The 23,580-nt window shown below is 63.2% G+C and carries 23 protein-coding genes; 3 read left to right on the top strand and 20 right to left on the bottom strand.

Features of this window, described 5'->3' with window-relative positions:
• Positions 1-195: 195 nt before the first annotated feature.
• From IVA98_RS07475 to IVA98_RS07445, 7 genes are read right to left on the bottom strand one after another with little or no spacing between them, the layout of a single operon-like run.
• On the bottom strand, positions 196-1,401 hold the full coding sequence (locus tag IVA98_RS07475) for a phosphopentomutase (RefSeq protein WP_247302277.1): 1,206 nt from the start codon (positions 1,399-1,401) through the stop codon (positions 196-198).
• Positions 1,389-2,342: a glycoside hydrolase 5 family protein gene (locus IVA98_RS07470; RefSeq protein ID WP_247302275.1), complete on the bottom strand. Its 954-nt coding sequence runs from the start codon at positions 2,340-2,342 to the stop codon at positions 1,389-1,391. The genes IVA98_RS07475 and IVA98_RS07470 overlap by 13 nt, the downstream gene beginning before the upstream one ends.
• Entirely contained in the window at positions 2,339-3,106 is a 768-nt protein-coding gene (locus tag IVA98_RS07465; protein ID WP_247302273.1) for a TIGR04290 family methyltransferase, read from the bottom strand. Before IVA98_RS07465 ends, IVA98_RS07470 begins: the two co-directional genes overlap by 4 nt.
• Positions 3,103-3,912: a sugar phosphate nucleotidyltransferase gene (locus IVA98_RS07460; protein ID WP_247302264.1), complete on the bottom strand. Its 810-nt coding sequence runs from the start codon at positions 3,910-3,912 to the stop codon at positions 3,103-3,105. The genes IVA98_RS07465 and IVA98_RS07460 overlap by 4 nt, the downstream gene beginning before the upstream one ends.
• 2 nt (positions 3,913-3,914) lie before the next feature.
• Positions 3,915-5,018 (bottom strand): CgeB family protein, encoded by a 1,104-nt coding sequence (locus tag IVA98_RS07455; RefSeq protein WP_247302262.1) that lies wholly within the window; start codon positions 5,016-5,018, stop codon positions 3,915-3,917.
• A complete protein-coding gene (locus IVA98_RS07450) occupies positions 5,015-5,611 on the bottom strand; it encodes a histidine phosphatase family protein (RefSeq protein ID WP_247302260.1) in 597 nt (198 codons plus the stop codon). Before IVA98_RS07450 ends, IVA98_RS07455 begins: the two co-directional genes overlap by 4 nt.
• Positions 5,611-6,711: an inositol-3-phosphate synthase gene (locus IVA98_RS07445; RefSeq protein ID WP_247302259.1), complete on the bottom strand. Its 1,101-nt coding sequence runs from the start codon at positions 6,709-6,711 to the stop codon at positions 5,611-5,613. The genes IVA98_RS07450 and IVA98_RS07445 overlap by 1 nt, the downstream gene beginning before the upstream one ends.
• A gap of 329 nt (positions 6,712-7,040) precedes the next feature.
• Between IVA98_RS07445 and IVA98_RS07440 the strand changes: the two genes are divergently transcribed.
• Together IVA98_RS07440 and IVA98_RS07435 are read left to right on the top strand one after the other, a co-directional pair.
• Positions 7,041-7,328 (top strand): hypothetical protein, encoded by a 288-nt coding sequence (locus tag IVA98_RS07440; RefSeq protein ID WP_247302257.1) that lies wholly within the window; start codon positions 7,041-7,043, stop codon positions 7,326-7,328.
• Positions 7,329-7,366: 38 nt separating this feature from the next.
• On the top strand, positions 7,367-8,320 hold the full coding sequence (locus tag IVA98_RS07435; RefSeq protein ID WP_247302255.1) for a hypothetical protein: 954 nt from the start codon (positions 7,367-7,369) through the stop codon (positions 8,318-8,320).
• Here IVA98_RS07435 and IVA98_RS07430 read toward each other — a convergent pair.
• Positions 8,260-9,045, bottom strand: coding sequence for a Crp/Fnr family transcriptional regulator (locus IVA98_RS07430; RefSeq protein WP_247302253.1), 786 nt, complete (start codon positions 9,043-9,045; stop codon positions 8,260-8,262). The genes IVA98_RS07435 and IVA98_RS07430 overlap by 61 nt on opposite strands.
• A gap of 506 nt (positions 9,046-9,551) precedes the next feature.
• Here IVA98_RS07430 and IVA98_RS07425 point away from each other — a divergent pair.
• A complete protein-coding gene (locus IVA98_RS07425) occupies positions 9,552-11,351 on the top strand; it encodes an SDR family oxidoreductase (RefSeq protein WP_247337298.1) in 1,800 nt (599 codons plus the stop codon).
• A gap of 10 nt (positions 11,352-11,361) precedes the next feature.
• Here the strand turns inward: IVA98_RS07425 and IVA98_RS07420 are convergent, their stop codons facing one another.
• From IVA98_RS07420 to IVA98_RS36930, 12 genes are all read right to left on the bottom strand, one after another.
• A complete protein-coding gene (locus tag IVA98_RS07420) occupies positions 11,362-13,761 on the bottom strand; it encodes a membrane-bound PQQ-dependent dehydrogenase, glucose/quinate/shikimate family (protein ID WP_247354584.1) in 2,400 nt (799 codons plus the stop codon).
• A 5-nt stretch (positions 13,762-13,766) separates the two neighbouring features.
• The gene (locus tag IVA98_RS07415; RefSeq protein WP_247302248.1) at positions 13,767-14,144 is read right to left on the bottom strand and encodes a c-type cytochrome; all 378 of its coding nucleotides are present in this window, start codon (positions 14,142-14,144) and stop codon (positions 13,767-13,769) included.
• A 20-nt stretch (positions 14,145-14,164) separates the two neighbouring features.
• Complete coding sequence (locus IVA98_RS07410) at positions 14,165-14,800, bottom strand: c-type cytochrome (RefSeq protein WP_247302246.1); 636 nt, start codon at positions 14,798-14,800, stop codon at positions 14,165-14,167.
• Positions 14,800-15,639 carry a substrate-binding domain-containing protein gene (locus IVA98_RS07405; protein ID WP_247302244.1) on the bottom strand — a complete coding sequence of 280 codons (840 nt, stop codon included), beginning with the start codon at positions 15,637-15,639 and terminating at the stop codon, positions 14,800-14,802. Before IVA98_RS07405 ends, IVA98_RS07410 begins: the two co-directional genes overlap by 1 nt.
• The gene (locus IVA98_RS07400; protein ID WP_256466522.1) at positions 15,623-17,458 is read right to left on the bottom strand and encodes a methanol/ethanol family PQQ-dependent dehydrogenase; all 1,836 of its coding nucleotides are present in this window, start codon (positions 17,456-17,458) and stop codon (positions 15,623-15,625) included. Before IVA98_RS07400 ends, IVA98_RS07405 begins: the two co-directional genes overlap by 17 nt.
• A 104-nt stretch (positions 17,459-17,562) precedes the next feature.
• Positions 17,563-18,354 (bottom strand): heme-binding protein, encoded by a 792-nt coding sequence (locus tag IVA98_RS07395; protein ID WP_247302242.1) that lies wholly within the window; start codon positions 18,352-18,354, stop codon positions 17,563-17,565.
• 58 nt (positions 18,355-18,412) lie between these two features.
• Positions 18,413-19,336 (bottom strand): cytochrome c oxidase assembly protein, encoded by a 924-nt coding sequence (locus IVA98_RS07390; protein WP_247302240.1) that lies wholly within the window; start codon positions 19,334-19,336, stop codon positions 18,413-18,415.
• Positions 19,324-19,677 carry a hypothetical protein gene (locus tag IVA98_RS07385; RefSeq protein WP_247337294.1) on the bottom strand — a complete coding sequence of 118 codons (354 nt, stop codon included), beginning with the start codon at positions 19,675-19,677 and terminating at the stop codon, positions 19,324-19,326. The genes IVA98_RS07390 and IVA98_RS07385 overlap by 13 nt, the downstream gene beginning before the upstream one ends.
• A complete protein-coding gene (locus tag IVA98_RS07380) occupies positions 19,674-20,273 on the bottom strand; it encodes a cytochrome c oxidase subunit 3 (protein WP_247280435.1) in 600 nt (199 codons plus the stop codon). Before IVA98_RS07380 ends, IVA98_RS07385 begins: the two co-directional genes overlap by 4 nt.
• Positions 20,270-22,183: a cytochrome c oxidase subunit I gene (gene ctaD, locus IVA98_RS07375; RefSeq protein ID WP_247302236.1), complete on the bottom strand. Its 1,914-nt coding sequence runs from the start codon at positions 22,181-22,183 to the stop codon at positions 20,270-20,272. The genes IVA98_RS07380 and ctaD overlap by 4 nt, the downstream gene beginning before the upstream one ends.
• The gene (coxB, locus tag IVA98_RS07370) at positions 22,180-23,190 is read right to left on the bottom strand and encodes a cytochrome c oxidase subunit II (protein WP_247354583.1); all 1,011 of its coding nucleotides are present in this window, start codon (positions 23,188-23,190) and stop codon (positions 22,180-22,182) included. The genes ctaD and coxB overlap by 4 nt, the downstream gene beginning before the upstream one ends.
• An 88-nt stretch (positions 23,191-23,278) precedes the next feature.
• A complete protein-coding gene (locus IVA98_RS36930; protein ID WP_256466521.1) occupies positions 23,279-23,401 on the bottom strand; it encodes a hypothetical protein in 123 nt (40 codons plus the stop codon).
• Positions 23,402-23,580 lie beyond the last annotated feature (179 nt).

Below are 23,580 nucleotides of genomic sequence, written 5' to 3'. Positions count from 1 at the left end.
TAAGATCGATCCCTCTGGGAAATCGACCGATGATGGGAGCTGAAGCGCGCCTTACTGTCTGGTCGGACGACCTGCACGCCAGTCACGTTTGGAGTCAGAAGCGATGCAAGGAATGTTCGTTCCTCGAAATTGTACAAACGAATATTTCTCTAACCTGGATCAATAACCTAGGTGAATCCGCAGCTCTGCCGGCGGCTAGAAGTGCACGCCGTGCAGCGGTTCCGGCAGGTCCAGGTGCCTTGCCGCGGTCGCGCCGATATCGGAAAAGCCGGCACGCCGGCCGATCGGAGCAGATGATTGCGTCGTCCAGGCCAGGATAGGCACCTGTTCGCGGGTGTGGTCGGTGCCGCTCCAGGTCGGATCGCAGCCATGGTCGGCGGTGATGATCAGAAGATCGTCGCTCCGCAGACGCGACAGTAGCTCGGGAAGACGGTCATCGAAGAATTCGAGTGCCGCGGCATAGCCCGCGACGTCGCGGCGATGGCCGTAGAGGGTGTCGAAATCGATGAAGTTGGCGAACAGCATTCCTCCATCCGCAAGGCCGGCCAGCCCCTTGAGCGAGGCGTCGAACAACCCGTCATTGCCGTCGCCGCGCATGTTTCGCCCCGTTGCTCGATGAGCGAAGATGTCGTCGATCTTGCCGATCGTCACGATGTCACGGCCGGCGCTTTCAGCGAGATCTAAGATGGTTCGCCCGGGCGGCGGCACCGAATAGTCGCGCCGGTGTACGGTGCGCTTGAAGTCGCTCGCACTTGTGCCGACGAATGGCCGGGCAATGACGCGGCCGATGTTGAGGGGATCGATCAGCCGCCTTGCGATCGCGCAAATCTCATACAGACGTTCGAGCCCGAAGGTCTCCTCATGCGCTGCGATCTGGAACACGCTGTCGGCTGAGGTGTAGCAGATCGGCATTCCCGTTCGCATGTGGCGCTCGCCGAACTCGGCGATGATCTCCGTGCCGGAGGCGTGACAATCCCCGAGAATGCCGGGCAATCCGGCTTGCTCGCAGAAGGCCTTAGTCAGATCCGCGGGGAAGCAGGGCACCGTTCGGGGGAAATAGCCCCATTCGAACGGTACGGGCACTCCGGAGATCTCCCAATGGCCTGACGGGGTGTCCTTGCCTTTCGAGATCTCGCTTGCGCACCCAAATTTCCGGTGCTCGACCCGACCGTCCAGCCCCGGCGGCACGCGCCCCGCGGCGAGGCGGCAGGCCTGGCCGAGGCCGAGCGCGACGAGATTGGGAAGCCGGAGCGGACCCTCGCGGGCGGCGCTGTCGGCGCGACCGGCCATGCAGGCTTCGGCGATGTGGCCGACAGTGTCGGCGCCATCGTCGCCATAGCGAGCGGCATCCGGCGCGCCGCCGATGCCGACGGAGTCCATCACCAGGATCAGGGCACGCATGTCGGTTCTCTGATAGGGGGATCGGCGGACGTTGCGGAGGATGCAGCACCGGTCTTCGTGCAGTAGCGATCGACCATCAATGCGCAGAAATCCGCAAACTCATTGACGTCGAGTGGCGGGCTGGTGTGATGCGGCTCGATGCCCCGATGCTCGGGCGTGAAGCAGAACGTCACCGTGACCTGAAATTCCGCCAGCGCCTCCATCTGGCGGTCGAACCATGCGAGCGCATTAGGCCGGAAGCTGTCGGCCCACGAAAGACCTGTCCTGAGATGGGTCACGCCGAGACGGCGCATCCAGTGCACGGCGTCGTTGAGGCGATGATCCTCGAAGTGGAACCACTGGCACAGACCCATTGCAGGCGCATACATGCCAAACTGATCGGCCGCCGCCTTTGGCGTGCCGTCCTCGCGCAGCAGGCCCATGTGGAAATGCCTGTAATAGGAGGAGCCTTCGGCTTCCTTGTGCCGTGTCGTTGCTTCCCAGGCGGAGGGAAGGTCGTAGAGGCTGTACCAATGGATGCGCGGGGCACGGCCGATCAGGAGTTCGGCTGTGCGCGACAGGCCCCAGGCTTGCACCTCTTCGGCGCCGAACGAGGAGACGCCGACCTCCGTCACCCAGACGGGCAGGGCGGTGACCGACTTGATCTCCTCGATCTTGGCCGGCCACTCGCCGATCTGCCACAGGTTCCAGTCGAGCGGAAAGCCATGCACGGCGACTGCATCGAAATTGTCGAGCACGCTGCGGCTCTGCATGTTGCGCATGAAGGACGGATCAATCGGCGAGATGCCGCCGAGCACGATTGGCAATGCGGGCCGCGCACTGCGGATCGATTTGCCGGCAGCAATGGCCAAGTTCGCGAACATCGCCCAATCCGGATCGATCAGGAGATTCCAATGCGACTTGTTGTTCGGCTCGTTCCAGATCTTGGCAGCCTCGATCATGGGCTTGTGCTCCGGCAAGGATAAACGGGTCCATCGGACTGGGGGCGCTCCGTTCGCTCGCAGAGATAGACCTCCTCTTCGGGATGCGCAGTGATGGCAAAGCCCGCGCTGCGCAGCATGGCCTCGACGCAGGCCCGGTTCGGGACCCACCAATTGGTGGGGTCGTCGGCGTATTTGTGCTCGATGAAGTGCAGTTTGGGATAGCCGGCGGAATCGAACTGATCGGTGGTCCAGAAATCGTAGTTCTTCTCGATCGCGTCGACGTGACTGTCGCCGCGCTGCATCGATTGGAACAGGAGGAGGTCCTTGGCGACGTGCTCGTGGATGAGATCCAGCGCCAGAAGCGGATGGCGCAGGTGGTAGAGCACGCCCATGAAGATCACCAGATCGAACTTCTCGCGGAGGTGCCCGACATCATAGGCCGACATCTTGCGGAATTCGATCCTGAGGCCTTTCACTTCGGCGGCGAAGCGCGCCTGCGCCAGATACTCCTCGTCGGTATCTAGTCCAAGCACGCGCTCGGCACCCCGCTGCTTCATCTCCATGGCGTAAAAGCCGGCGTTGCAGCCGATATCGAGCACGGTCTTGCCTTCGAGGCGGTCCGGAATGATTCCGGAAAAGCGCCGCCATTTCACGTTGGGATAGTCGCCGAGGAAGTGGGCGGGGGCGGTCGGCACGCCATTCAGGTCGAGATTGTGAAACCACGGCCCGAGCGCATCGACGCGCCTGCGAATTTCCTCGCGCGTAAGTAGCGCTCTCGTCATGCAGTCGCTCCGTTGTCCATCGCGGGGATCGGTCGAGCTCCATCCGACGAGGTGCCGACCCGCGACCTCGACCGGCCGTCAGCGCCGGCGCTGTCCGCGAGAAGAGCCATAGCCTTGCGATAGCCGTCGACGGTTCCGACATCGACATAGGACTCCCCGGCCTTGACCCCGATGCCGACGCCACCTGCCTGGAGGTACGCATTGACCAAAGTCCCAAAATATTCGTCTCGCCGATCTCGCGCGTTCCAGAGCGCATGCAATTCGCGGAAGCCGGTGGCCGACATCCTGAAAGCGCCCCAGATCCACCGCGAGGTTGGGGTCGGCTGCTTGACCTGGATCTCCCGCACGTTGTCTCCCTCGACCACAACGGCGTCGAAGAATTCCGGGCGCTCGACCGGGAAGAGCAGGAAGGAGAGGTCGGCATCGGGCAGAGCCTGCAAGGCGGCCTTTGGAAACCACACGGTATCGGGCAGGCCGACGACGACGTGCTCGTCATGGCCGACCACGGTGCCGGCCCGGAAGACGGCGTCGCACAGGCCGGATGCGTCGGGCTGGACCACATAGGCGAGCTGAGCGCTGCCGTAGTGATCGCCGAAATATTCCAGAATGTCGGATTTGCCCGGCGAAATGACGAAGCAGATCTTGTCCGCGCCGCCAAGGATGAGGCGCTCCAGGAGATATTCGGAGACCGCGCAGGGGCGCTCCGTGCCGTCGTCGCGCCGGCTGCCGACGGGCAGCAGCTCCTTGGAGAACGCCAGCGGTTGGATGCGGCTGCCGCGGCCCGCGGCCGGAACGATGCCCCACATGGTCAGGCCTCCTCGGATTGCTGGCGATGCGTGCCGCTGGACGCCGCCTGCTCGAGCAGCGACACCAGCTCGCGTGCGCGTTTGTCGGATGTGTGCTGATCCATTGTCCGTTCATAGGCGCATCTAGCGATAGATTGGAGCTCGGCGCTCGGCATCGCCAATGCCGTCAATGTGTCCTGCGCGTCGCGGGCGATCAGGATCTCCCTGCCAGGCGCGAAGAACTCTTCGATACCCGGCCAGTCGTCGCTCAGGAGCGGGACGCCACAGGCAGCCGCCTCGAACAGACGGCCGGAGGGGCACCAGCCCATCTCCGCCATGGCTTTGCGTGTGACGTTGAGGGTCAAGCGGGAGGATGCAAAGAAAGGCGCATGCTCCGATGGCGGCAGATGCCGCACGAAGTAGATGTTGGGCGACCATGGGAAGTCGTCAGGATACTGCGCCCCGCCGATCAGGAAGCGCAGGTCCTGCCGCGCGCGTGCCGGTTCGACGAAAAGCGCCTCAAGTCCGCGCTGGCGGTCTTCGGAATAGGTGCCGAGATAAGAGAGATCTGCGCGGTAGTGCGGTCGGGGCGGCACCGGGCGATGAATATCGACATCGACGTGGCCGTATAGGGGGCGAATGTCGCGGGCGCCGAGCCGGTCGCGGAATTCGTGGGCAACGCGGGGCCCGCCGGTGAAGCTGAGGACGAGCGCGAAATCCCGTAGGCCCCGCGGGCTGATATACGGAACGGATCCACCCTCCATGAGCCGCGCCAGCGTGATCGGGGTATCCAGATCATAGAAGACGGGAACGGCGCGTCTTTCCGACATGATCAGGTCGGTCGCCGCGATCGCGTCGGGACAATAAGACGTGACGATCGCGACATCGGCATCCCCGACATCGCGGCGAGCGAAGGAGCGGGTCTCGTCCCAGTCCGAAAACAACCGCAGCTGGCCGCCCGGCAACTCATTGAAGTCGCGGGCGCCGGCGTAATAGGGCACATCGCGCTCGTAGAAGACGACAGTGTGGCCGAGGTGTGCCAGATGCTTGCAGAGGCCGCGCCACAGGGTCGCGTGGCCGTTGCCCCAGGAGGAGGAGATGGTCAGCCCGAAAATGACGATCTTCACGCCGGCACCCGCTGATTGATCCCGGTAATCCTGAACCCGCGGCTGTCCACGCTGAGAGTGGAGATGCTGGATGGGTCGATTTCGATCGAGAGAAAGTCGTCAAGCCGCATGCGCGCGTAATGCAAGAGCGCCGCACGGATCGGCTCGGCATGACTGACAGCAATGACGGTGCCCGCAGAATGATCGTTGCGCAACTGCTCCAGATGGCCAACGACGCGATTCTGGAGCGAGCGCATGCTCTCGCCCCCGGGTGGGCGGCTAGTCCCGCGCCGCCTGTTCCAGCGCGACCATTGCGGGTCCTGACGGAGCTCCTCGAACGACCGGCCGCTCCATTCGCCATAGTCGAGTTCGTCGAGAGCGGGAACGATCTCGATCGGCAGTCCGAAGTGCGCCGCCAGAATGGAGGCTGATTGCATGCAGCGCCGCTGCGGGCTCGACTGGATCAAGGCTGGCCACGGGCTGATCGTGATTGCACAGCGCGCCATTTCCTCGCAGCCGATGTCGTCGAGCGTGACGCCATTCATCCGGCCGCATAGCGTGCGGCCGAGCAAAGCATGGTGACCGTGACGCACGAGATGAATGATCCTCGCCATCAAGTATACACCTTGTCCTCGATGAAGGCGCGCGTTCGCCGTCCGGCCTCCTCGTCGGTGAACTGCTGCGGCGGCGATTTCATGAAATAGCTGGAGGGACCGGTCAGGGCGCCGCCCTGACCGCGATCCATGGCAAGTTTTGCGCAGCGGACCGCGTCGATCACGACGCCCGCGGAGTTCGGGGAGTCCCACACTTCGAGCTTGACTTCGGCGCTCAGCGGCACGCCGCCGAATGTCGTGCCTTCGAGGCGGATGAAAGCGAGCTTGCGATCGGTCAGCCAGGGCACGTGATCGCTCGGCCCGACATGGATGTTGTCGGGATCGATCGGAACGTCGAACTGGCTGGTGACCGCCTGAGTCTTGGAGATCTTCTTCGAGGTCAGCCGCTCTCGTTCGAGCATGTTCTTGAAGTCGGTATTGCCGCCGACGTTGAGCTGGTAGGTGCGGTCCAGCCGCACGCCGCGATCGCGAAACAAATTGGCGAGCACGCGGTGCAGGATGGTTGCGCCGACCTGGCTCTTGATGTCGTCGCCGATGATCGGAAGGCCTGCATTCTCGAACCGCTGCCGCCAGTCCGGATTGGAAGCGATGAAAACGGGGATGCAATTAACGTAGCCGCAGCCGGCTTCGATGGCGCGCGCTGCGTACCATTCACTTGCGCGTTGCGAGCCGACGGGCAGGTACGACACCAGCACGTCGGTCCGTGACATTGCCAGGACCTCCGAAACATCGGCCTCCGGGACGTCGGCGACCGGAACATCATCTTCGAGATAGTGCCCGATGCCATCCATGACCGGGCCGCGCTGAACGATCACTCCGGTCTGTTCGACATCGGAGAACCGATGCGTGTTGTTCGGCTTGGCAAAGATGGCGTCGGCGACATCGCGTCCGACCTTGCCGGCGTTGACGTCGAAAGCTGACGCGATCTGGAGGTCGCTGATGTGATACCCGCCGAGATCGACGTTCATCAGGCCGGGCACAGGCTCGTTCGATTTGGCGTTTCGGTAATAGGTGAGCCCCTGGACGAAGGAGCTTGCGCAATTGCCGACGCCGACGATGCCGACGCGCACGCGGCGCCTGTCCTGAAGACGGGAATGCATGGACTAAGACCTCCGGGAAGACGATGGCATCAGCGTAAGTAGATCGGCGAACGTGTCGGAAGGTATGTTCGTTCCTGTGCTGGAGCCGCCGAGCCGGCGTGCGCATCGATTCAGGGCAACAAAAATGCAGCGCGCTTAACTTGGGATAAGATCCGCAGCCGGATCAACGGAACGAACATCATCCTGGATGAAGATGAAGAAGATGATGCTGGTTGTCCGGCGTCGGCCCCGGCGCGCCGTGAAGAACAAATCCTGCCGGCCCGCGTTTCATCGCAAATGGCTTCGGCGATGGCCGTGTCATTGCCGGGCCTGCACAAGCGAGGTGCCACATGACGTCCAAGACGCAGAACAATGAAGCCCAGCAGACCACCGATCACGCCGCGATCCGCAAATGGATCGAAGAGCGCGGTGGGCGGCCGGCGACCGTCAAGGCGACCGAAGAGGATGGACACGCCGGCATCCTGCGCATCGATTTCGATCCGCCGGATGAGGGGCTCGACCGCATCGGGTGGGATGAGTTCTTCGAGAAGTTCGACGAGGCCGGCATTGCCTTCCTGCACCAGGACCGGACCAAGGACGGAGAGCTGAGCCGCTTCCACAAATTCGTCCGTCGCTAGCCGGATCTCGGGACGTGACGAACGGCTGGGTGGAGGCCATGCGAGCAGGCGACTTTGCGCGTGCCTGGGCCATCAATGACCACGATCTCGCGACGTCCGGGTACCCGCCCAAGCATACCGGTCCGCGTCATCTCCAGCGGATCTGGCGAGGGGAGTCGCTTGCGAACAAGCACCTGCTCGTGCGGTGCTATCACGGGCTCGGCGACACGATCCAGTTCCTGCGTTTCATGCAGCCCCTTCGCGGCGTAGCGCGCAGTGTCACGGTCTGGTGTCAGCCCGAACTGTTGCCGCTGGTCGAGCGCACGGCAGGCGTCGATTGCGCGCTTGCGCTCCATTCGGGCACGCCTGAAGCTGACTTTGAGGTCGACATCGAGATCATGGAGGTGCCGCACGCGCTCAAGGTCGGGAGAGAGCAGATCGGGATGAGCGCGCCATATTTGACGCTGCCGCCGAGAAGCATGCCTGTGTCGCTCGACTGCGAAGGTCTGCCCGTCGGCTTGGTCTGGGAGGTGGGCCAATGGGATAAGCGGCGCGCTATTCTCCCCGCATTGTTGCGACGTCTCGCCGTTCCTGGCGTAGCGCTTCATTCGCTCCAGAGAGAGGCGGGGACCGACGAACTCGCGCAGATCGGCGCTCGCGACATCAGCACGCCCGATATCGCGGCTCTCGGTCGTCTTCTCTGCCAGCTCGATCTCGTCATTTGCGTCGACACCATGGTCGCACACCTCGCGGGAGCACTCGGATGCGAAGCCTGGGTGCTGCTGCACGCCGATTGCGACTGGCGCTGGCCTTCATCCGGATGCCGCACGTTCTGGTATCCGAGCCTGCGGCTGTTTCGTCAAAAGACGGCCGGCGATTGGGGGGCTGTCATTCTGGAAGTGCGCGAAGCCTTACAGGAGCGCGTGAGGTGTGAGCAGAAGGTTACGCAATATCATCTCGCCGACGCGACGGCGCCTTTGGTCAATTCCAGTTGCACTGGCCGTCGGCCTTGATCAGTTGGCCGGATGCCTAGATAGGTGGGATCGAAGCCTGCCAGCCGGACCAGTCCGGGCCAGTCGGAGATCATCAAGGTCTTGCCGTGCCAGTGCAACAGGTTGCAGCGGCGCAACTCCCGGATGGTGCGGTTGACATGGACTGGGGAGATGCTGCAGGCCGCCGCGAGGTCGGATTGGGTGAACGGCGAAGCCAATCTGAAGTCCTTTGCGAGCCCGACATTCTGCAGGCGTGTCGTGATCTCGCAGAGCAGGTGCGCTACACGCGTCAAGGCGTCCCGGCTGCCGAGGTTTACGGCCCAGTTGCGCTGTCTGGCGTGGTCGCCAAGCAGCATCAGCAGTAGGGTACGCGACATCGCGGGCGAGCGCGCCGATAGTTCGCGAAAGAAGCGATGCGGCACCAGCGCGACCACGGCAGGTCCGAGCGCAATGAGGTTGCCATTGATGCGGGGCTGATAGAGGGTCTGGAGGTCAGCGATGTCGCCGGGAACCGAGATCGATGTGATCTGCCCGTCTGCGGCCTGGGCGTCCTGCCAGGACAGGTAGCCCTGGAGCAGCAGGCAGCATTGTTGGCTGTCGTCGCCGTGGCGCAGGATAGCCTGATGTGAACTGAAGTGCGCGATCGTGCTCGGCATTTCTGCCAGCAGATCAAGGTCGTCGGCGGTCACGTCGCCAATACTCGCCAGGTGATCGGCAAGCTTGGAAAAGGCAAATCCCGTCTGCATCGGTCATCCGATCGCCCGCCGCCTACCGCAACTCTGACCCAAATGGCAAAGGGCAGGCATTAACCTGTGATACGCTCCCTCGATCAGGGTATGATCGACGGGTGCGAGTCGACGTTCGCCAGTCTTCAATGTTCCTGTGAAATGAAATTAGGGAAAGCGGCAGTCGTCCGCACTTCGTTTCGCCGGCACTATCGTGTAGCGTGAGGCTTTTCCGCGGGAGGCGGTCCCCCTGTTCGACACCGACACGATGGGGACAAGAGATAGGCCTCTCTTGGCGGTCCTCCGGAAGGCCGGTTCCAGGGCCTTGTCCGAAGCCTCAGCCATGCGGCGGTAACGGGCGGGAATCGGGGTCGTGGCGAACTCGCGACGCCGGCACCTGCGCGGCTCGCCTGAACGGATTCGCTCCTGTACATCTTTGAGTCATCGAAGCTTTTGCGCCGGGCCGCCCTGGCGAGGAACGAGCGTCATGTCAGGGATTTGAGCAAGGTCCCGACCGGAAGACGCTCATGCACAGATTTGACGCCGCCTCATCGACCGCCGCCCTCACGAGGGAGACAGATGACATCTGGATCGCGGACGATGTGCCAATCAGCGCGGCCGGTCTGCGTCTGCCTGTTCGCATGACGGTCATTCGGCTGTCGAATGGTGACCTCGTGCTGCACTCGCCGGTGCGATATTCGCCTGCTCTGCGCAATGAGCTGGAGCGGTTGGGATCAATCAAATATCTGGTCGCGCCGAACGTGGCGCACTGGATGTTTCTGCCTGCCTGGCAAAGACATCTGTCGCAAACGTTGACCTTTACTGCGCGAGGACTGTCTGCGCGGAAGCAGGTGCGAGAGGCCGGGCTTCGCGTTGACCGCGAACTTGGCGACACCACCCCCGGAGAGTGGGCCGCCGAGCTTCAGACCATCTCGGTGCATGCCCCGATGTTCTCCGAGGTGGAGATATTCGACAAGCGGAGCCGCACGCTGATCCTGACGGATCTCGTGCAGAACCTTGATTCCCATGATCTTTCCGCGTCAAATCAGGCCGCCGCAAACCTGCTCGGCATCGCCAAGCCTGACGGCAAGGCGCCGATTTATCTCCGGCTCTTGTTGCGCCTCGGCGGCCATTCGGTACAGGCCGCGGCCGAACGGCTCGTGCGCCTGGCGCCCGAGCGGGTCATCTTCGCGCATGGTGACTGGTTCAAAGCGGACGCGGCCGTGCGCCTCCGGCGGTCGTTGCGCTGGCTTGTCCCAATGGATGCCTCCGGATCTTCGCGGCGGCCAATGGCGGGCACACGGGTCGTCATTACGGGAGCATCCAGCGGAATTGGCCGAGCGGCGGCGCTGGCGTTTGCGCAGCAAGGGGCGAGCGTGGCGCTTGCCGCTCGTCGCAGTGAGGTCCTGGCAAGCCTCGCGGCAGAGTGCGAGGCGCTGGGAGGCCGTGCCTTGGCGGTCCAGACCGATGTCAGCGATGCGGAAGCGGTGCAGCGATTGGCAGCGCAGGTCGACGATGTATTCGGCGGAATCGACGTCTGGATCAATAACGCCGGCACCGGTGTATTCGGCGCCTATCAGGACGCCGACTTCGCGCTTCACCGCCGAACCATCGAAGTCAATCTCCTGGGAATGATGCACGGCGCCTTCGCGGTGCTCCCGATCTTTCTCCGCCAGAACCGAGGCATCCTGATCAACAACATCTCGCTGGGAGGTTGGATGCCGACGCCGTTTGCGGCCGCCTACACCGCGAGCAAGTTCGGCCTGCGCGGGTTCACGGCGAGCCTGCGCCAGGAGCTCGACGCGCATCCGAACATCCATGTCTGCGGCGTGTTCCCGGCGATGGTAGATACGCCGGGCTTCGTCCACGGCGCCAACATGTCTGGGAAGAGGCTCGATCCGGGGCCGCTGCTGTACCAGTCAGAAGATGTCGCTCAGACATTTTTGAACCTCGTTCGCGCGCCGCGCGATGAAGTGGCCGTCGGCTGGCCCGCGCGCGGTGGCCAGATCGCCTACGCCATCGCGCCGAAATTGACCGAAAATCTGTTAGGTGGCGCATTCCGATTCCTCCTGTCGCGCGCCGGACGCGCACCGATCAGCGAGGGAAGTATCATCGAAGCCTCGCCGCTCGGCACGTCGGTAGACGGGGGGTGGCTGGGGCGGAAGCAGCTTCCACCGGCTGGGGTCATCAGCAAGGGGCTTGCAGTTGTGGGAATGGCTGCGTGTGTGGCTTTCGTGGCCGCGATAGCCGTCCGGCCGCGTCGGCCGCAGATCAGGACCAGGCGTCGCCGGACGTCGACGGGACGTACCGCAGCAAGGCCGTCTTGACCGACGGACATCATGGCAACGCGTAGGCCCGCACGTAGTCCCCGAGCCTGGTGCCGAACGAGCCGTGGCCGCCATCGACCGTCACCACGTATTGCTTGCCGCCGGTCTCATAAGTCATTGGCGTTGATTGGCCGCCAGCGGGAAGACGGTCCTGCCAGAGCTGCTTGCCATCACTGACGTCGAATGCCCTGATATAGTCATCCATTGTCCCCGTGATGAAGATGACGCCTCCCGCGGTCACGATCGGCCCGCCCAGCATGGGAACGCCCAGCTTGAACGGAAACGGGACAGGGGCCTGATCGCGGATCGTGCCGATACGGTGTTGCCACACCACCTTGTGCGTCTTGAGGGCAATGGCCGCGATATTCCCCCAGGGCGGGGCGAGGCAGGGGATGCCGAGCGGCGACAGGAAGATGCCGAGTTCGACGCCGTAGGGAGCGCCGTACATCGGTTGAACGCCGAGTTCGGTGCCGGGTGGATGCGCAGCGTTCGGCGCGGCCGGATTGTCTTTTCCACGCGGCACCAGGCGGGAAATGAACGGAATCGATTGAGGGTTTGCAATCGCGATCTGCCGCTTTGGATCGACGGCAATTCCGCCCCACTCGAACATGCCGAAATCACCCGGGAACACCAGCGTACCTTGCTCCGAAGGCGGCGTGAACGGCCCTTCGTAACGGAGACGCTTGAACTTGATACGGCAGGCGAGCTGGTCGAACATCGTGCTGCCCCACATCTGCGCGTCCGTCAGCATGCCGGGCGGGCGGAAGCTCAATTCCGAGAAGGGCTGAGTGGGCCATAGCCGGTCGCCGGGTGCGGCGCCCTGCGGCACGGGCTTCTCCGGCGCGGGCACCAGCTGATGCCCGTCGCGGCGGTCGAGCACGAAAATGTCGCCCGTCTTTGCCGGAATGTAGATCGCCGGCGTGGTGCCGCCATTCGAACGCAGATCGACCAGGCTCGGCTGCGAAGGCATGTCCATATCCCAGAGATCATGGTGCACGTTCTGGAACGACCAGCGTAGTTTTCCGGTGGCGATATCGAGCGCGATCAGCGCTGAATCGTAACGCTCCTTGTCCGACGAACGGCCGCCGCCCCAGATGTCCGGAGAGCTTGAGCCCAGCGGGACGTAGACGAGCCCGAGATTTTCATCGACCGCCGAGATGCTCCACGAATTGGGTGAACCGGCCGTGAAATGATGCGAGGCGGAGGGCATCTCGTTCGGATCGGGATTGCCGGCATCGAACGCCCATATCAGTCGCCCGGAATAGATGTCGAAACCGCGGATCACGCCTGAAGGCACGCGGTCGGAATAATTGTCGATGACGGCGCCACCGACGATCAGAACCTTCTCGGTCACCACGGGCGGCGAGGTACCCTCGTAGAAGCCGAGCGTCTGGACCTCGCTTCCCTCCTTGAGGTCGATCTGACCTTGGTTGCCAAAGCTGGCGCAGGGCGTGCCGCTCTGGGCATCCAGCGAAAACATCCGGCCGTCATTCGTCGGCACGAAAATGCGCTGCGGACAATCGCTTGGGGCCGGCGCGCCGTCGGTTGTGACCGCGCCAGGCTTTGTCGCGTGATACGACACGCCGCGGCAGGTCATGTGCTGGAAGGCCTTGTTGTGCTGGATCTGAGGGTCAAACTTCCAGCGCAACTTGCCGGTCGCAGCGTCGAGCGCGAACACGATCTGGTGTGGCGAGCAGGTGTAGAGGAGATCGCCAATCTTGAGCGGCGTCGCCTGGTTGGTGATCTCATCGGGATCATCGGGTCCCTTGTGGTCGCCGGTGCGGAATTCCCAGGCGAGCTTGAGGTCCTTCACATCGGTTTTGGTGATCTGGCTGAGCGAGGAATAGCGCGTCCCCCAGCCGGTGCCGCCATAGGCGGTCCAGTTTTCGCCGGCGGCGGGCGGGGCTGCTTCGGAGGAGGCAATGGCGCCCGTCGTTTCGCTCTCCGGCACCGTGCCGGCAAGATCGTGGCGATCGCGCGTGAGGGAGAGGGCGAGGACGGCGGCCGCCGCCATCAGTACGACGCCGAGCGCCCATCGCGCGGCACGCAAGCGAGGTGCCAAACGACGCGTAATGAAGGGCAACAGCAGCCAGACGCCCAGCGGCGCAAGCACGTCGCCGCGCGGCGCCAGGGACCAGAAATCGAGGCCGGCCTCCCAAATTGCCCACGCCATCGTGCCAAGCAGCAGCGCGGCATACACCCAGAGCGCCTCGGCACGACGGCGCGTAAGCAGCCACGCGGTGAGCAAAAGCATGGCCCCGGCGACGAGATAGTAAAAGGAGCCGCCAAGCACAGCGAGCCAGGCGCCGCCGCCGGCGAGGGCCAATCCCATGATGGCGACAATCACAATGGTGACGGCCAGCAATGGCGCGTCACGGAACAAGTTTGCCGGGCGATGGATGGGGGTCATATTTCCTACTTCAGCGTATAGAGAAACGCCGCGATATCGCGCGCGTCCTTCTGCGGGATGCCCATTCTTGGCATGGCGTTGCCCGGCAACGCCCGCTGCGGATCTTCGATCCAGTCCGCCATGTTGTCGGGCGAATTCTGCATGTAGCCGGCGATGTAGGTCCGCGTGCCGATCCGGTGCAGAGGTGGGCCGACGTTGCCGTCGGCACCGGCGATGCCGGGTATGTCGTGACAGCTGCCGCAATGGTACTGCTTGACGAGGTCGATACCGCGGCGTGCATCGCCGATGAAATTGTCCGGGCCGGCAGCCGTGCCTTTGTCGCAGGCCACCGCCGTCAGGGCCAGCAGGGAGGCAATGAGCGATCGTGTCGTTGGAGTCCCCATCGGCTGCTCCGCTTTCCCGATCAGGGTTTTCGGCCGGAATTGAAGGTTTTGGTGGCGGACCACGGATCGGTCGTCGAGACCTGCTCGCTCGGGACTTGCTCCACTTCCGGGGATAGCGGATTTGCCGAGAAGGTCCGGCCCCATTGCCGGTTCGGCTCGTTGCTGATCTTGCCGATATAAGTGACGAGGTCCCATATCACGCTGTCGGGCAGCACGCCGCCCCAGGCCGGCATTCCATTGGGCCGTCCCTGGTAGATCGACAGATAGATGCTCTCGGGCTGCGAGCCATAGGTGAAGATGCTGTTACTCAACGCCGGCCCCATGCCGCCGCCGCCGTTCGGCGCGTGGCAGCCGACGCAATTGAAGTTGACGAAATAGGTCATCCCGCGCTGCTCTGCATTGGGATCGCCTTGCACGGGATTCTTGATCTGGGGTCGGTCCGGCTGCGCGCCGGGGAAGAGGTGGCTGACCGGGACCTGCATGAAGACGCCGGGCCTACCGTTGCCGACGCTGCCGCCGAAATTCGGGCGCGGTGCCGGCATCGGCATCTGCGCTTCCTGTGACTGCGGCAGAGTCTGCTGGGCGATTCCGGCGCCGTTCGACACGATCGCGAGGAGCAACGATAGGAAGCTCATGCGTAATGCTGGAGCAGACATCACTCATGCCCTCCGGATGCCGTGACCGGCTTTTCGACCAGCGGCACGCCGAAACTGCGCAGCAGCGACATGATCTCGGATCGATGCTCGTCGATGAAGGCATTCAGCCGGTCGCGCAGCGCGTGGTCGTCTTTGCGTACGCCCATGGCAATGGAGAACTGGAACTGCTGGGGGCCAAAGCGCTCGTAATCCCGAATTGGCGTGACCGTCAGCGGGACGGGAGAGCGCTGCGCGAAATAGCCGCCCAGCGGCCCCCAGGCGGCAGCAACATCGATCTCGCCGCTCTCGACTGCCTCGATCAGGCGCGCGGGCGGATCAGCCTGGCGATAGTCGCCGTAGATAGAATAGCCGCGGACATTGTCGACGATGCCCTGTTCGCCGAGCGCCTGCGCAGGCGGTGGATTGTTGCCGTCGTCGCCGATCAGATGCACGCCGATCACGAGGTGATGTAAGCGCGGGTCGAGCAGCGACGAAAGATCGAGCTGCTTATCCTGCCGAGCCACGAACACGTAGCTCGAGCGATAATACGGCTTTGTCGACTCCACGAGATCATAGCCGACCGGTACGCCCATCACGACGTCGCATTTGCCGGCATTGAGCGTGTTGCGGACGAAGCCGCGCCGCTGCGCCCACCAAGTGTAGGCGACCTGTTGGCCGAAATGCTCGCCAACCATGGCTGCGAGCCTGTTCTCGAATCCCGCTTCCGCGCTGTTCGAGAATGGCAGATTGTTCGGATCGGCACAGACGCGGAGTTCGCCATCCGATGCCGCCGCTCCGGTGCTCGCGAGCCCGATCAGGATGCCGAGGGCGATGCCCGGACAATTACTTCGAGGGCGCATGGCTGGTGTCCTCACCCTTTGCGTCTCCAAGCTTGAACACCAGCAACTCGCTCCCGCCGGCGGTGTAAAACGGCAAATCCTGCGTCGCGCCCGCAAAGCCCAGTGCGGCATTGCGCACGCGCGGATCGACCTCAGCATTGGCAACCACCCCCGGCCAACCGCCGACGCCCGAGAGGATCGCGATGTATTGCTGTCCGTCGGAGCCGCGATAGGAAACCGGCTGGCCGATGAACCCGGAGCCGGCACGGAATTGCCAGAGCACACGCCCATCCCTGGCGTTTACCGCCTTGAAAAGGCGATCCATGGTGCCGTAGAACGCCACGTCGCCGGCCGTCACCAGCGCGCCACTCCAGACCGGAAGCTTCTCGTGGATCTCCCAGATCTTCTTGCGCGCGACCGGGTCCCACGCCATGAACTCGCCGCGATACCCGCCAGGGCCGGCATACATATCAACGTCCGCGCCGACATAGGGCGTGCCGGCGATATATCCGACCTGCGAGGCCTTGAAGTCCATGCAAAGGTGCTGATGCGGCACGTACAGCAGCTTGGTCCGCGGTGACCAGGCCGACGGTTGCCAATCTTTGGCGCCGGGCGCGCTCGGGCAGATATTCTCGACGGTCTTGCCAACCAGCGGCGTCTTCTCCTCGTTTGGGATGATCTTGCCGGTCTTCAGATCGACGCCCTTGTAGCTATTGACGAACTCATAGGCGTCGGCCGAGATCACTTCGCCGGTCGCGCGATCCATGACGTACATGTAGCCGTTGCGGCCGGGATGGATCAGCACCTTGCGGGTCTGGCCGCTAAGATCGAGATCGAGAAGCACGTTCTCGTTGACTTCATCGTGATCGAACAGATCGTGCGGGTTGATCTGGTAGGCCCATTTGGCGCGACCGGTGTCCGGGTCGCGCGCAAAGATCGTGGTACTCCAGAGATTGTCGCCGCTGCGCTGGTTGGCATTCCAGGGACTGGGATTGGCAGTACCGTAGTAGATCAGGTTCAGATCAGGATCGTAGGAGATCCAGCCCCAGACTGTACCGCCGCCGACCTGCCAGCGATCGGCCGGCCAGCTCTTCACGCCGAGATCCGTGCCTTTGAGATTGTCATAGAACGGCTTGAAATCGTCCCCGATCAGCACCTCCTTGTCGGGGCCCGTCGAATAGGCGCGCCAGGCGATGGCGCCGGTGTTCTCATCTAGCGCCGTGACCCAGCCACGAACGCCCATTTCGCCGCCGCTGTTGCCGACGAGAATCTTTCCCTTCACCACGATGGGTGCCATCGTGATGGTCTCGCCCTTGTTGATCTCGCCGAGCTTGGTGTGCCAGAGCTCCTTGCCGGTCTTCGCATCGATCGCGACGGTGTGGTTATCGAGTGTATTGAGGAAGACCTTGCCGTTGTCGAAGGCGAGCCCGCGATTGACGACATCGCAACAGGCAACGCCCGCGGCTGCCGGCTCCGGCTTCGGCGCGTAGGACCACTTCAACTCACCTGTCGTGGCATCGAGTGCGAACACACGGTTGGGGTAGGGGCCTGCATAAGGGCCGACCACGTACATGGTGCCGTCCACCACGAGCGGCGCCGCTTCCTGGCCGCGATCGGCGCCAACCGAGAAGGTCCACGCAAGCTGGAGGCGCGAGGCGTTGGTCGCATTGATCTGGTCGAGCTCGCTGTAGCGCGTGTTGGCGTAATCGCGCGCGGCCATGGGCCATTGGCCCGGATCCTTCATGCGGCTGGCGAGATCGGTTTGTGCCGATCCCGACGACAGCAACGCGCCGAATGCGCAAAGGACGCTCAGCAACCGCGCGAAACCACGCACTAACATGTGTAAAGCACTCCATGGCGGTGACGAGGCCATGCCGCGTTGCAGGCCGGTGCGAACGTACAAACGTTGCGCTTCCCCTTGGTTCCAAAAGGAGGGATTCGCAGCTATCTCACGACGTTGCCCGATACGCCTGCGCCGAGATCGACCGCGATCTGATCCTCCTTGCCGTTGCACTTGGGGTGGCCAAATCCTGACGGGCTTTTGCCGTCCGGGCCGATGTCATAGATGATCGCGTCCTTCATATTGGGACTGACTCCGGCCGGCACGCGGTCAAGTCCAAGCAGGCGGCGGACGCGCCAGGCAACATTGTGATCGGCGCAGGAACTGTCGCCGCTGATACCAAGCGCACCGGCGATCCCGTTGCCGTCATAGAGCGCCAGACCACCGCCAAAGACGATCACGCCGCCCACGGGTTTTCCGACCATTGGATCGCGCGCCGTGCCGAATTCGTCGGGCGAGCCCGAGTACAGAACCTCTGGCGACGGTGGGTTGCTGAGACCTGCGCCGAACAGAATTCCGCCAGGTTGCGCGCCCGCGTAGAGGTTGGCCGTGGCCATCGCCTTGTCCTTCAGGCTGAACGCATTCGCCGTATTCGCCTTTTCGGCTGCGATTGCCCGGCTGCCCAGCCACTGATCATCGACCTTGCTGCCACTGTAGGCGACCGCGCAGACAAGACCCTGTCGGTTGACGACAGCAGCCCATTCGTTGTTGTCGAAGCCTCCATTGCCCGGCCCGCCGCCGGGCTTCACACTCTTTTTGAGGATATCGGCGAGCTGGTCATGGTCGACCGGACACGACATAGCCGGCCGGGGTTGGTCCTGCGCGTTCAAGATTGCAGGCGCCAAGAATGCCGTGGACAGGACAGCCGTTGCCGCCATGACAGATCGTTTGCCCATGTGGCCTCCGTGGAGTGTCGCACTCAGCAGGCGAACGTCCGAAGAGAAGTTGCGGTTCCTATGCAGGACCGCGCATGAGCGGCAGGTGCGAGTGGCCAGCGTTCGTGGTCAGCCACCGGTGAGCAAAGAACAATGCGGCGGCTGTGTAGAGTATTCCCATGGGCACCCACATCAGGATGCCTGCGAGCTGCTGGTCTTCAAGTGGCGAGAGGCCGAATTCCCCGGCGAGGGCGCCCTGGGCCGGGATCCAGAGCCGCGGCGATACGGTCAGCAGGGCCCCGAGCACACCGGAATGCAGGATGGTGATGAACAGGCAGGCGACGGCGATGCCGTCGCGAGTTCGGGTGCTGCGGCCCCGTCCGCGGCCATGCAGCAGCACCCACCAGAACAACAGCGCGGTCACAAAGAAGCTGACATGTTGGAGGCGATGGATCCCGGCGCTCTCGAGCGCCCGCGCGTAGAGCGGTGGTGCATGCCAGATCCAGAGCGCCGCGCCTTGGAAGATGGTCGCGCTGATGGGGTGGCTCACAAAAGTCCAAGGCCAAACCAGTATCGGCAGATTGAGAATTCGGCCCACCGATGGCCGGAACGAGGCCGGTAGGCTCCACATCAGCGGGCCGTTGATCCGGGCAAACGCCATCAGTGGCGCCGCGACGAGCATGAGCAAGCCATGCTCAACCATGTGCGCGGTGAACAGCCGCTCGCCCAGCCAGTGTAGCGGCGAGGTCACCGCAAGCGCGAGCACGAGCCAGCCGGTCCAGAACGCGGCGACCTGCCGGAAGCTGACGCCGCGGCCGCCTCCCGCGTGCCGCCAGAGGCGCTGCGTTCCAACATAGAAGCCAATGCCCGTGGCATAGAGCGGGGCCATGAGCCATGGGTCGAAGCTCCAGAGTGATCCCGAATCGACATCGGATAGTCCGTGCGCGGCGGCCGGCTGCGCGAGCAGCGCAAGCAACAACGCCGCAAAGCTCAGCGCAGACATGGGCTGATCATGAGCGACGCGGCGAACTGGTTCGCGATGACCAGCGCGAACAGCACGCCGGAGCCGACGCCGAGCCACGCCATGAACGTCCTGGGACCGCCACCTTGCGCATCGGACCATTCAGCGCTGGCACCGCGTCGAACCGCGCGTGCCGATATGATGGTGCCTGCAAGAGCGACGATGGCCAGAACAGCGCTCAGGATTGCTCCGCTCAGCCTCGTCTTCTCGCACGAGAAGTGCGCGAACACGTAGACACCTTGCAAACTAATACCCCATGCAACGGGCCCAAGCGCAACGCCGGCCCAATACAGCAATCTGGAATGTCCGTCAGCTTCGGTCATAGGCGCGGCACCCAATCCAGCAGCACGTACAGAGGCAGCCAAGCAAGCACGACAAAGTTCCAGTAGAAGACGTTGTCGGTTACATCGCTGAAGCGGCGCGGCTTTGCGTGCCTCGTGAACATCAGGACGGCCAGAACGATCGTGTCGCCAACATCGGTGGCGAGATGGGTCGTGTGCAATCCGAGAATGAGCCACACGATCGATCCGTAGGCGGAATTGTCCCAGCGCGTATTGAGATGGGCGAACTCGAAGCCGCGCAGAACAAGAAGGGCGGTGCCGATCACGGCCATCACGATGAGACCGACCCGCACTTTCGCAAGATCCTGCCGGTGCGCGGCCCGATTGGTGATCTCGTTCGGGATGATGCTGAGCAGATAGACCGCGACCTCGGCCGTACCTGGCCAAAGATCGGGCGGCGCCGCGCCGATCGGCCAGTTCGGATTGACGGCGTAGAGATAAAGATAGGCGCCGATCGCGATGGCAAAGCCCATGCCTTCGAGCGCCATGAAGCCCATGGCGCCCCACCATGGTCCACTGCGTGGGCCGTACCCGTAAGTCGGCAGTTCGGCGACATTACGGACGATGGTCTGTCTCACTCCTCGTCCTCCCTGCTGCCGGTCGGCCAGAACCAGCCGATCAAGGCGACGGCCATCGGCGGCGTGCCCCAGAGCACTGCCCATGGCGTGAAGATCGAACCGATGAAGAACACTGTGGTTGCGATGGCTGTGAGCAGTGGCCAGATGCTGGGTTCGGGCGATGCTTCGCGGATTTGCGGATCGGCCTCTGCCAGTGAGGTCAGCAGGACTTCGCGCCGCTCCGCGCTCAGACCCGCGACGACAGGCAGGCTCATGCTATCGGCCCACAGCGGATCGCGGTGTTTGACGACGGGAATGCGGTCGAAATTCTGCGGCGGCGGTGGCGAGGACGTCGCCCATTCCAATGTTGAAGCGTGCCAAGGATTGTCGCCCGCGAGCTCACCCTTGCGCAGGCTGTAGATCACATTGACCAGAAGCAGCGCGAAGCTGAGCGCGAAAACGAGCGCGCCGCCGCTGGACAACAGGTTCAAGTGCGCCCAGTCCATGTCGGCCGTGTAGGTATAGACCCGACGCGGCATTCCGATCAGCCCGAGAATGTGCATCGGGAAGAACGCGACGTTGAAGCCGATGAAGGCCAGCCAGAAATTCCAGCGACCGAGGCTCTCGCTGAGCATCCTGCCTGTGATCTTCGGAAACCAGTAATAGACGGCACCGATGAGCGGGAACACCGCGCCGCCGATCAGGACATAGTGAAAGTGCGCAACGACGAAGTAAGTGTCGTGCACCTGGGTGTCGATCGGGACCGAGGCGACCATCACGCCGGACAGGCCGCCGAGCACGAAGATGACGATGAAACCGATCACGAACAGGAGCGGCGTGCGGTAGACCGGCCGTCCGTCCCAGAGCGTTGCCAGCCAGCAGAAGATCTGCAGCCCGCTCGGCACCGCGATGAGCATACTGGACGCCGTGAATAGGCCGGCGCCGAGCTGAGGCAGGCCCGTGACGAACATGTGGTGGACCCACAGGCCAAACGACAGGAAGCCAGTCGCGATCAGGGAGAGAATGACGACGGGATAGCCGACCACCGGCCTGCGCGCGAAGGTCGCCAGGATTGCCGAAACCATGCCGGTGCCTGGAATGAAGATGATGTAGACCTCCGGATGGCCGAAGAACCAGAACAGATGCTGCCAGAGCAGCGGATGCCCACCGGAGGATGAATCATAGAAGCGGGTGTTGACGAGCCGATCGAGGATCAGCGACGTCGATGCGACCATGACCGAGGGCATCGCGAACATCACCAGGAAGGCCGTTACCAGCATGGCCCACACGAATAGCGGAATGCGGTCAAGGGTCATCCCGGGCGCACGGAGCTTGAAAACGGTGACAATGATCTCCACGGCGACTGCAAGCGCAGCGACTTCGGTGAACGTGATCATCTGCGCCCACACGTCCGGGCGCTTCGTCGGCGTGTATTGCAGCGAGGAGAGCGGGACATAGGCAAACCAGCCGACGTCCGGGCCGACATTGAGCGCAAAGGAAATCCAGAGAAAGCACCCGCCGAACAGAAACATCCAATAGCTGAAGGCATTGAGGCGCGGAAAGGCGATGTTCCGCGTGCCGACCATCAGCGGCACGAGATAGACGGCGAACGCCTCCATGACCGGGACGGCGAACAGGAACATCATCGTCGAGCCGTGCATGGTGAAGATCTGATTGTACTTGTCGGCCGACAGGAACGTCTTCTCCGGTCCGGCAAGCTGAACGCGCATCAGGATCGCGAGAATGCCGCCGAGAAGCAGGAAAGCGAAAGCGGTGACGATATACCGGCGGCCGACGACCTTGTGGTCCACCGACGTGAGCGCACCCGTCCATCCGGACGGCGTACGCCACACCCGCTCCAGCTGCGTGGACAGCTGAAGGCCATTCAGGACGTCATCCCGTATCTCACGTGGTTCAGCGGCGATGCTCACTTGAGCTGCTCCAGATAGTGTAGGATCGCGATGAGCTCGCCCGACTGCAGCGGCATCTTTGGCATGAGAGTGCCGGGCTTGATGTGCTGGGGATCGGCGATCCAGGCCGCGAGCGTCGCCGGCGTATTCGGCAGCGTTCCCGCCGCGATCGTCGTTCTGCTGCCGATATGCGTGAGATCCGGGCCGAGCTGCCCGCCGGCCAGCGTGCCGCTGATGTTGTGGCACAAGGCACATCCGCGGGCTCGGAAAAGAGCCTCGCCCTGCTTGCCGAGCTGATCCGTAGGGCTGTTCGCGCTCTGGTTCTCATGGTCGCGCCAGCGGCCGAATTCATCCGGCGGCAGCGCGAGCACGGCGAAGGCCATATGCGCATGCTGAAGGCCGCAGAATTCGGCGCATTGCCCGCGATAGACGCCGGCATTCTTCGCCGTGAATTGCAGCTCGTTCTTTTGCCCGGTGATGAGGTCCATTTTCCCGGTCAGGCTCGGCACCCAGAAGCTGTGGATCACATCGGCGGATTCCAGCTCGACCTTCACCGGTTGGCCGGTCGGGATGCGGATCTCGTTCGCGGTCACGAAGCTCCGATGCGGACTGTCAGCTTCATAGCGGACTTCCCACCACCATTGGTGGCCAATGATCTTGAGCGTAAGGGCGTTCTCGTCCTTGGCAAAGATCGTGCGCTGACCGGCATAACTCACAATGGAGAGTCCGAGCACGATGACGAGGGTTGCGAGCCCCAGGACAAAGACGACGCGACCGGACGTCCGCTCAAACCCCTGGTGCAGCGCGAGTGGTTGGTCGGCCGGGCGCTTTCGGCGCAGCATGCTGACGCCAAGCACGACCACGACGGCGATCCAGACGGCGGCCGCAACGGTCAGGAAGATGAAGATGGTATGAAGGATCTGGCTGGACTGAAGTCCCTGCGGGTCGAGCACGGACTGCCGGCCGGCGCAAGCGGCCAGCGGCAACGTCGCAAATAGCACCAGAGCCGTTCGCATCCGGACAGGCATCGATGTTCGCCGCGCTCCCCTGTTGGAGGGCGAACCGGTCACTCGTATGAAGGTTCCTATCTCCGCGAAATGGCTGGATCACAGCGTCTCAGAACGGCCATCCTCTGGTCGCGATGAAGATTGCCGCGTCGCCCACGGCCATCAGCAGCAGGACGATCAGGACGGCTATCATCGCCCCTGGCTGGGCAATCGCGCGAAGGTCTTCAAGCATTGATCATCCTCGACTTTGCGGTTCAATCACCTTGCCATCAGCTCTTGTGGATCGTGCGGCGCTGCGCGGCTTCGCTCCCGTTGCGCGCTCGTTGCGGCGCAAATGTCAAAAGCACGCCGAGGCCGCTATTGCCCATTTGAGTGCTCCGTCAGACATGCGGGAAATGCGAGCGTGCTGTC

This window comes from Bradyrhizobium sp. 160, assembly GCF_023073735.1.
GTDB lineage: Bacteria > Pseudomonadota > Alphaproteobacteria > Rhizobiales > Xanthobacteraceae > Bradyrhizobium.
The sequence above is the reverse complement of the archived record's forward strand: the minus strand, read 5'-3'. Positions and strand labels throughout refer to the sequence as shown.

Bases quoted from the DNA above. Each gene is read 5' to 3' on its own strand.
- IVA98_RS36930 (WP_256466521.1), bottom strand. From the start codon at position 23,401: ATGCTTGAAGACCTTCGCGCGATTGCCCAGCCAGGGGCGATGATAGCC.
- IVA98_RS07435 (WP_247302255.1), top strand. From the start codon at position 7,367: ATGCGAGCAGGCGACTTTGCGCGTGCCTGGGCCATCAATGACCACGAT.
- IVA98_RS07450 (WP_247302260.1), bottom strand. From the start codon at position 5,611: ATGGCGAGGATCATTCATCTCGTGCGTCACGGTCACCATGCTTTGCTC.
- IVA98_RS07420 (WP_247354584.1), bottom strand. From the start codon at position 13,761: ATGACCCCCATCCATCGCCCGGCAAACTTGTTCCGTGACGCGCCATTG.
- IVA98_RS07445 (WP_247302259.1), bottom strand. From the start codon at position 6,711: ATGCATTCCCGTCTTCAGGACAGGCGCCGCGTGCGCGTCGGCATCGTC.
- IVA98_RS07430 (WP_247302253.1), bottom strand. From the start codon at position 9,045: ATGCAGACGGGATTTGCCTTTTCCAAGCTTGCCGATCACCTGGCGAGT.
- IVA98_RS07460 (WP_247302264.1), bottom strand. From the start codon at position 3,912: ATGTGGGGCATCGTTCCGGCCGCGGGCCGCGGCAGCCGCATCCAACCG.
- IVA98_RS07400 (WP_256466522.1), bottom strand. From the start codon at position 17,458: ATGTTAGTGCGTGGTTTCGCGCGGTTGCTGAGCGTCCTTTGCGCATTC.
- IVA98_RS07475 (WP_247302277.1), bottom strand. From the start codon at position 1,401: ATGCGTGCCCTGATCCTGGTGATGGACTCCGTCGGCATCGGCGGCGCG.
- IVA98_RS07415 (WP_247302248.1), bottom strand. From the start codon at position 14,144: ATGGGGACTCCAACGACACGATCGCTCATTGCCTCCCTGCTGGCCCTG.
- IVA98_RS07410 (WP_247302246.1), bottom strand. From the start codon at position 14,800: ATGTCTGCTCCAGCATTACGCATGAGCTTCCTATCGTTGCTCCTCGCG.
- IVA98_RS07440 (WP_247302257.1), top strand. From the start codon at position 7,041: ATGACGTCCAAGACGCAGAACAATGAAGCCCAGCAGACCACCGATCAC.
- IVA98_RS07465 (WP_247302273.1), bottom strand. From the start codon at position 3,106: ATGACGAGAGCGCTACTTACGCGCGAGGAAATTCGCAGGCGCGTCGAT.
- IVA98_RS07390 (WP_247302240.1), bottom strand. From the start codon at position 19,336: ATGTCTGCGCTGAGCTTTGCGGCGTTGTTGCTTGCGCTGCTCGCGCAG.
- IVA98_RS07395 (WP_247302242.1), bottom strand. From the start codon at position 18,354: ATGGGCAAACGATCTGTCATGGCGGCAACGGCTGTCCTGTCCACGGCA.
- IVA98_RS07425 (WP_247337298.1), top strand. From the start codon at position 9,552: ATGCACAGATTTGACGCCGCCTCATCGACCGCCGCCCTCACGAGGGAG.
- coxB (WP_247354583.1), bottom strand. From the start codon at position 23,190: ATGCCTGTCCGGATGCGAACGGCTCTGGTGCTATTTGCGACGTTGCCG.
- IVA98_RS07385 (WP_247337294.1), bottom strand. From the start codon at position 19,677: ATGACCGAAGCTGACGGACATTCCAGATTGCTGTATTGGGCCGGCGTT.
- IVA98_RS07470 (WP_247302275.1), bottom strand. From the start codon at position 2,342: ATGATCGAGGCTGCCAAGATCTGGAACGAGCCGAACAACAAGTCGCAT.
- IVA98_RS07405 (WP_247302244.1), bottom strand. From the start codon at position 15,639: ATGCGCCCTCGAAGTAATTGTCCGGGCATCGCCCTCGGCATCCTGATC.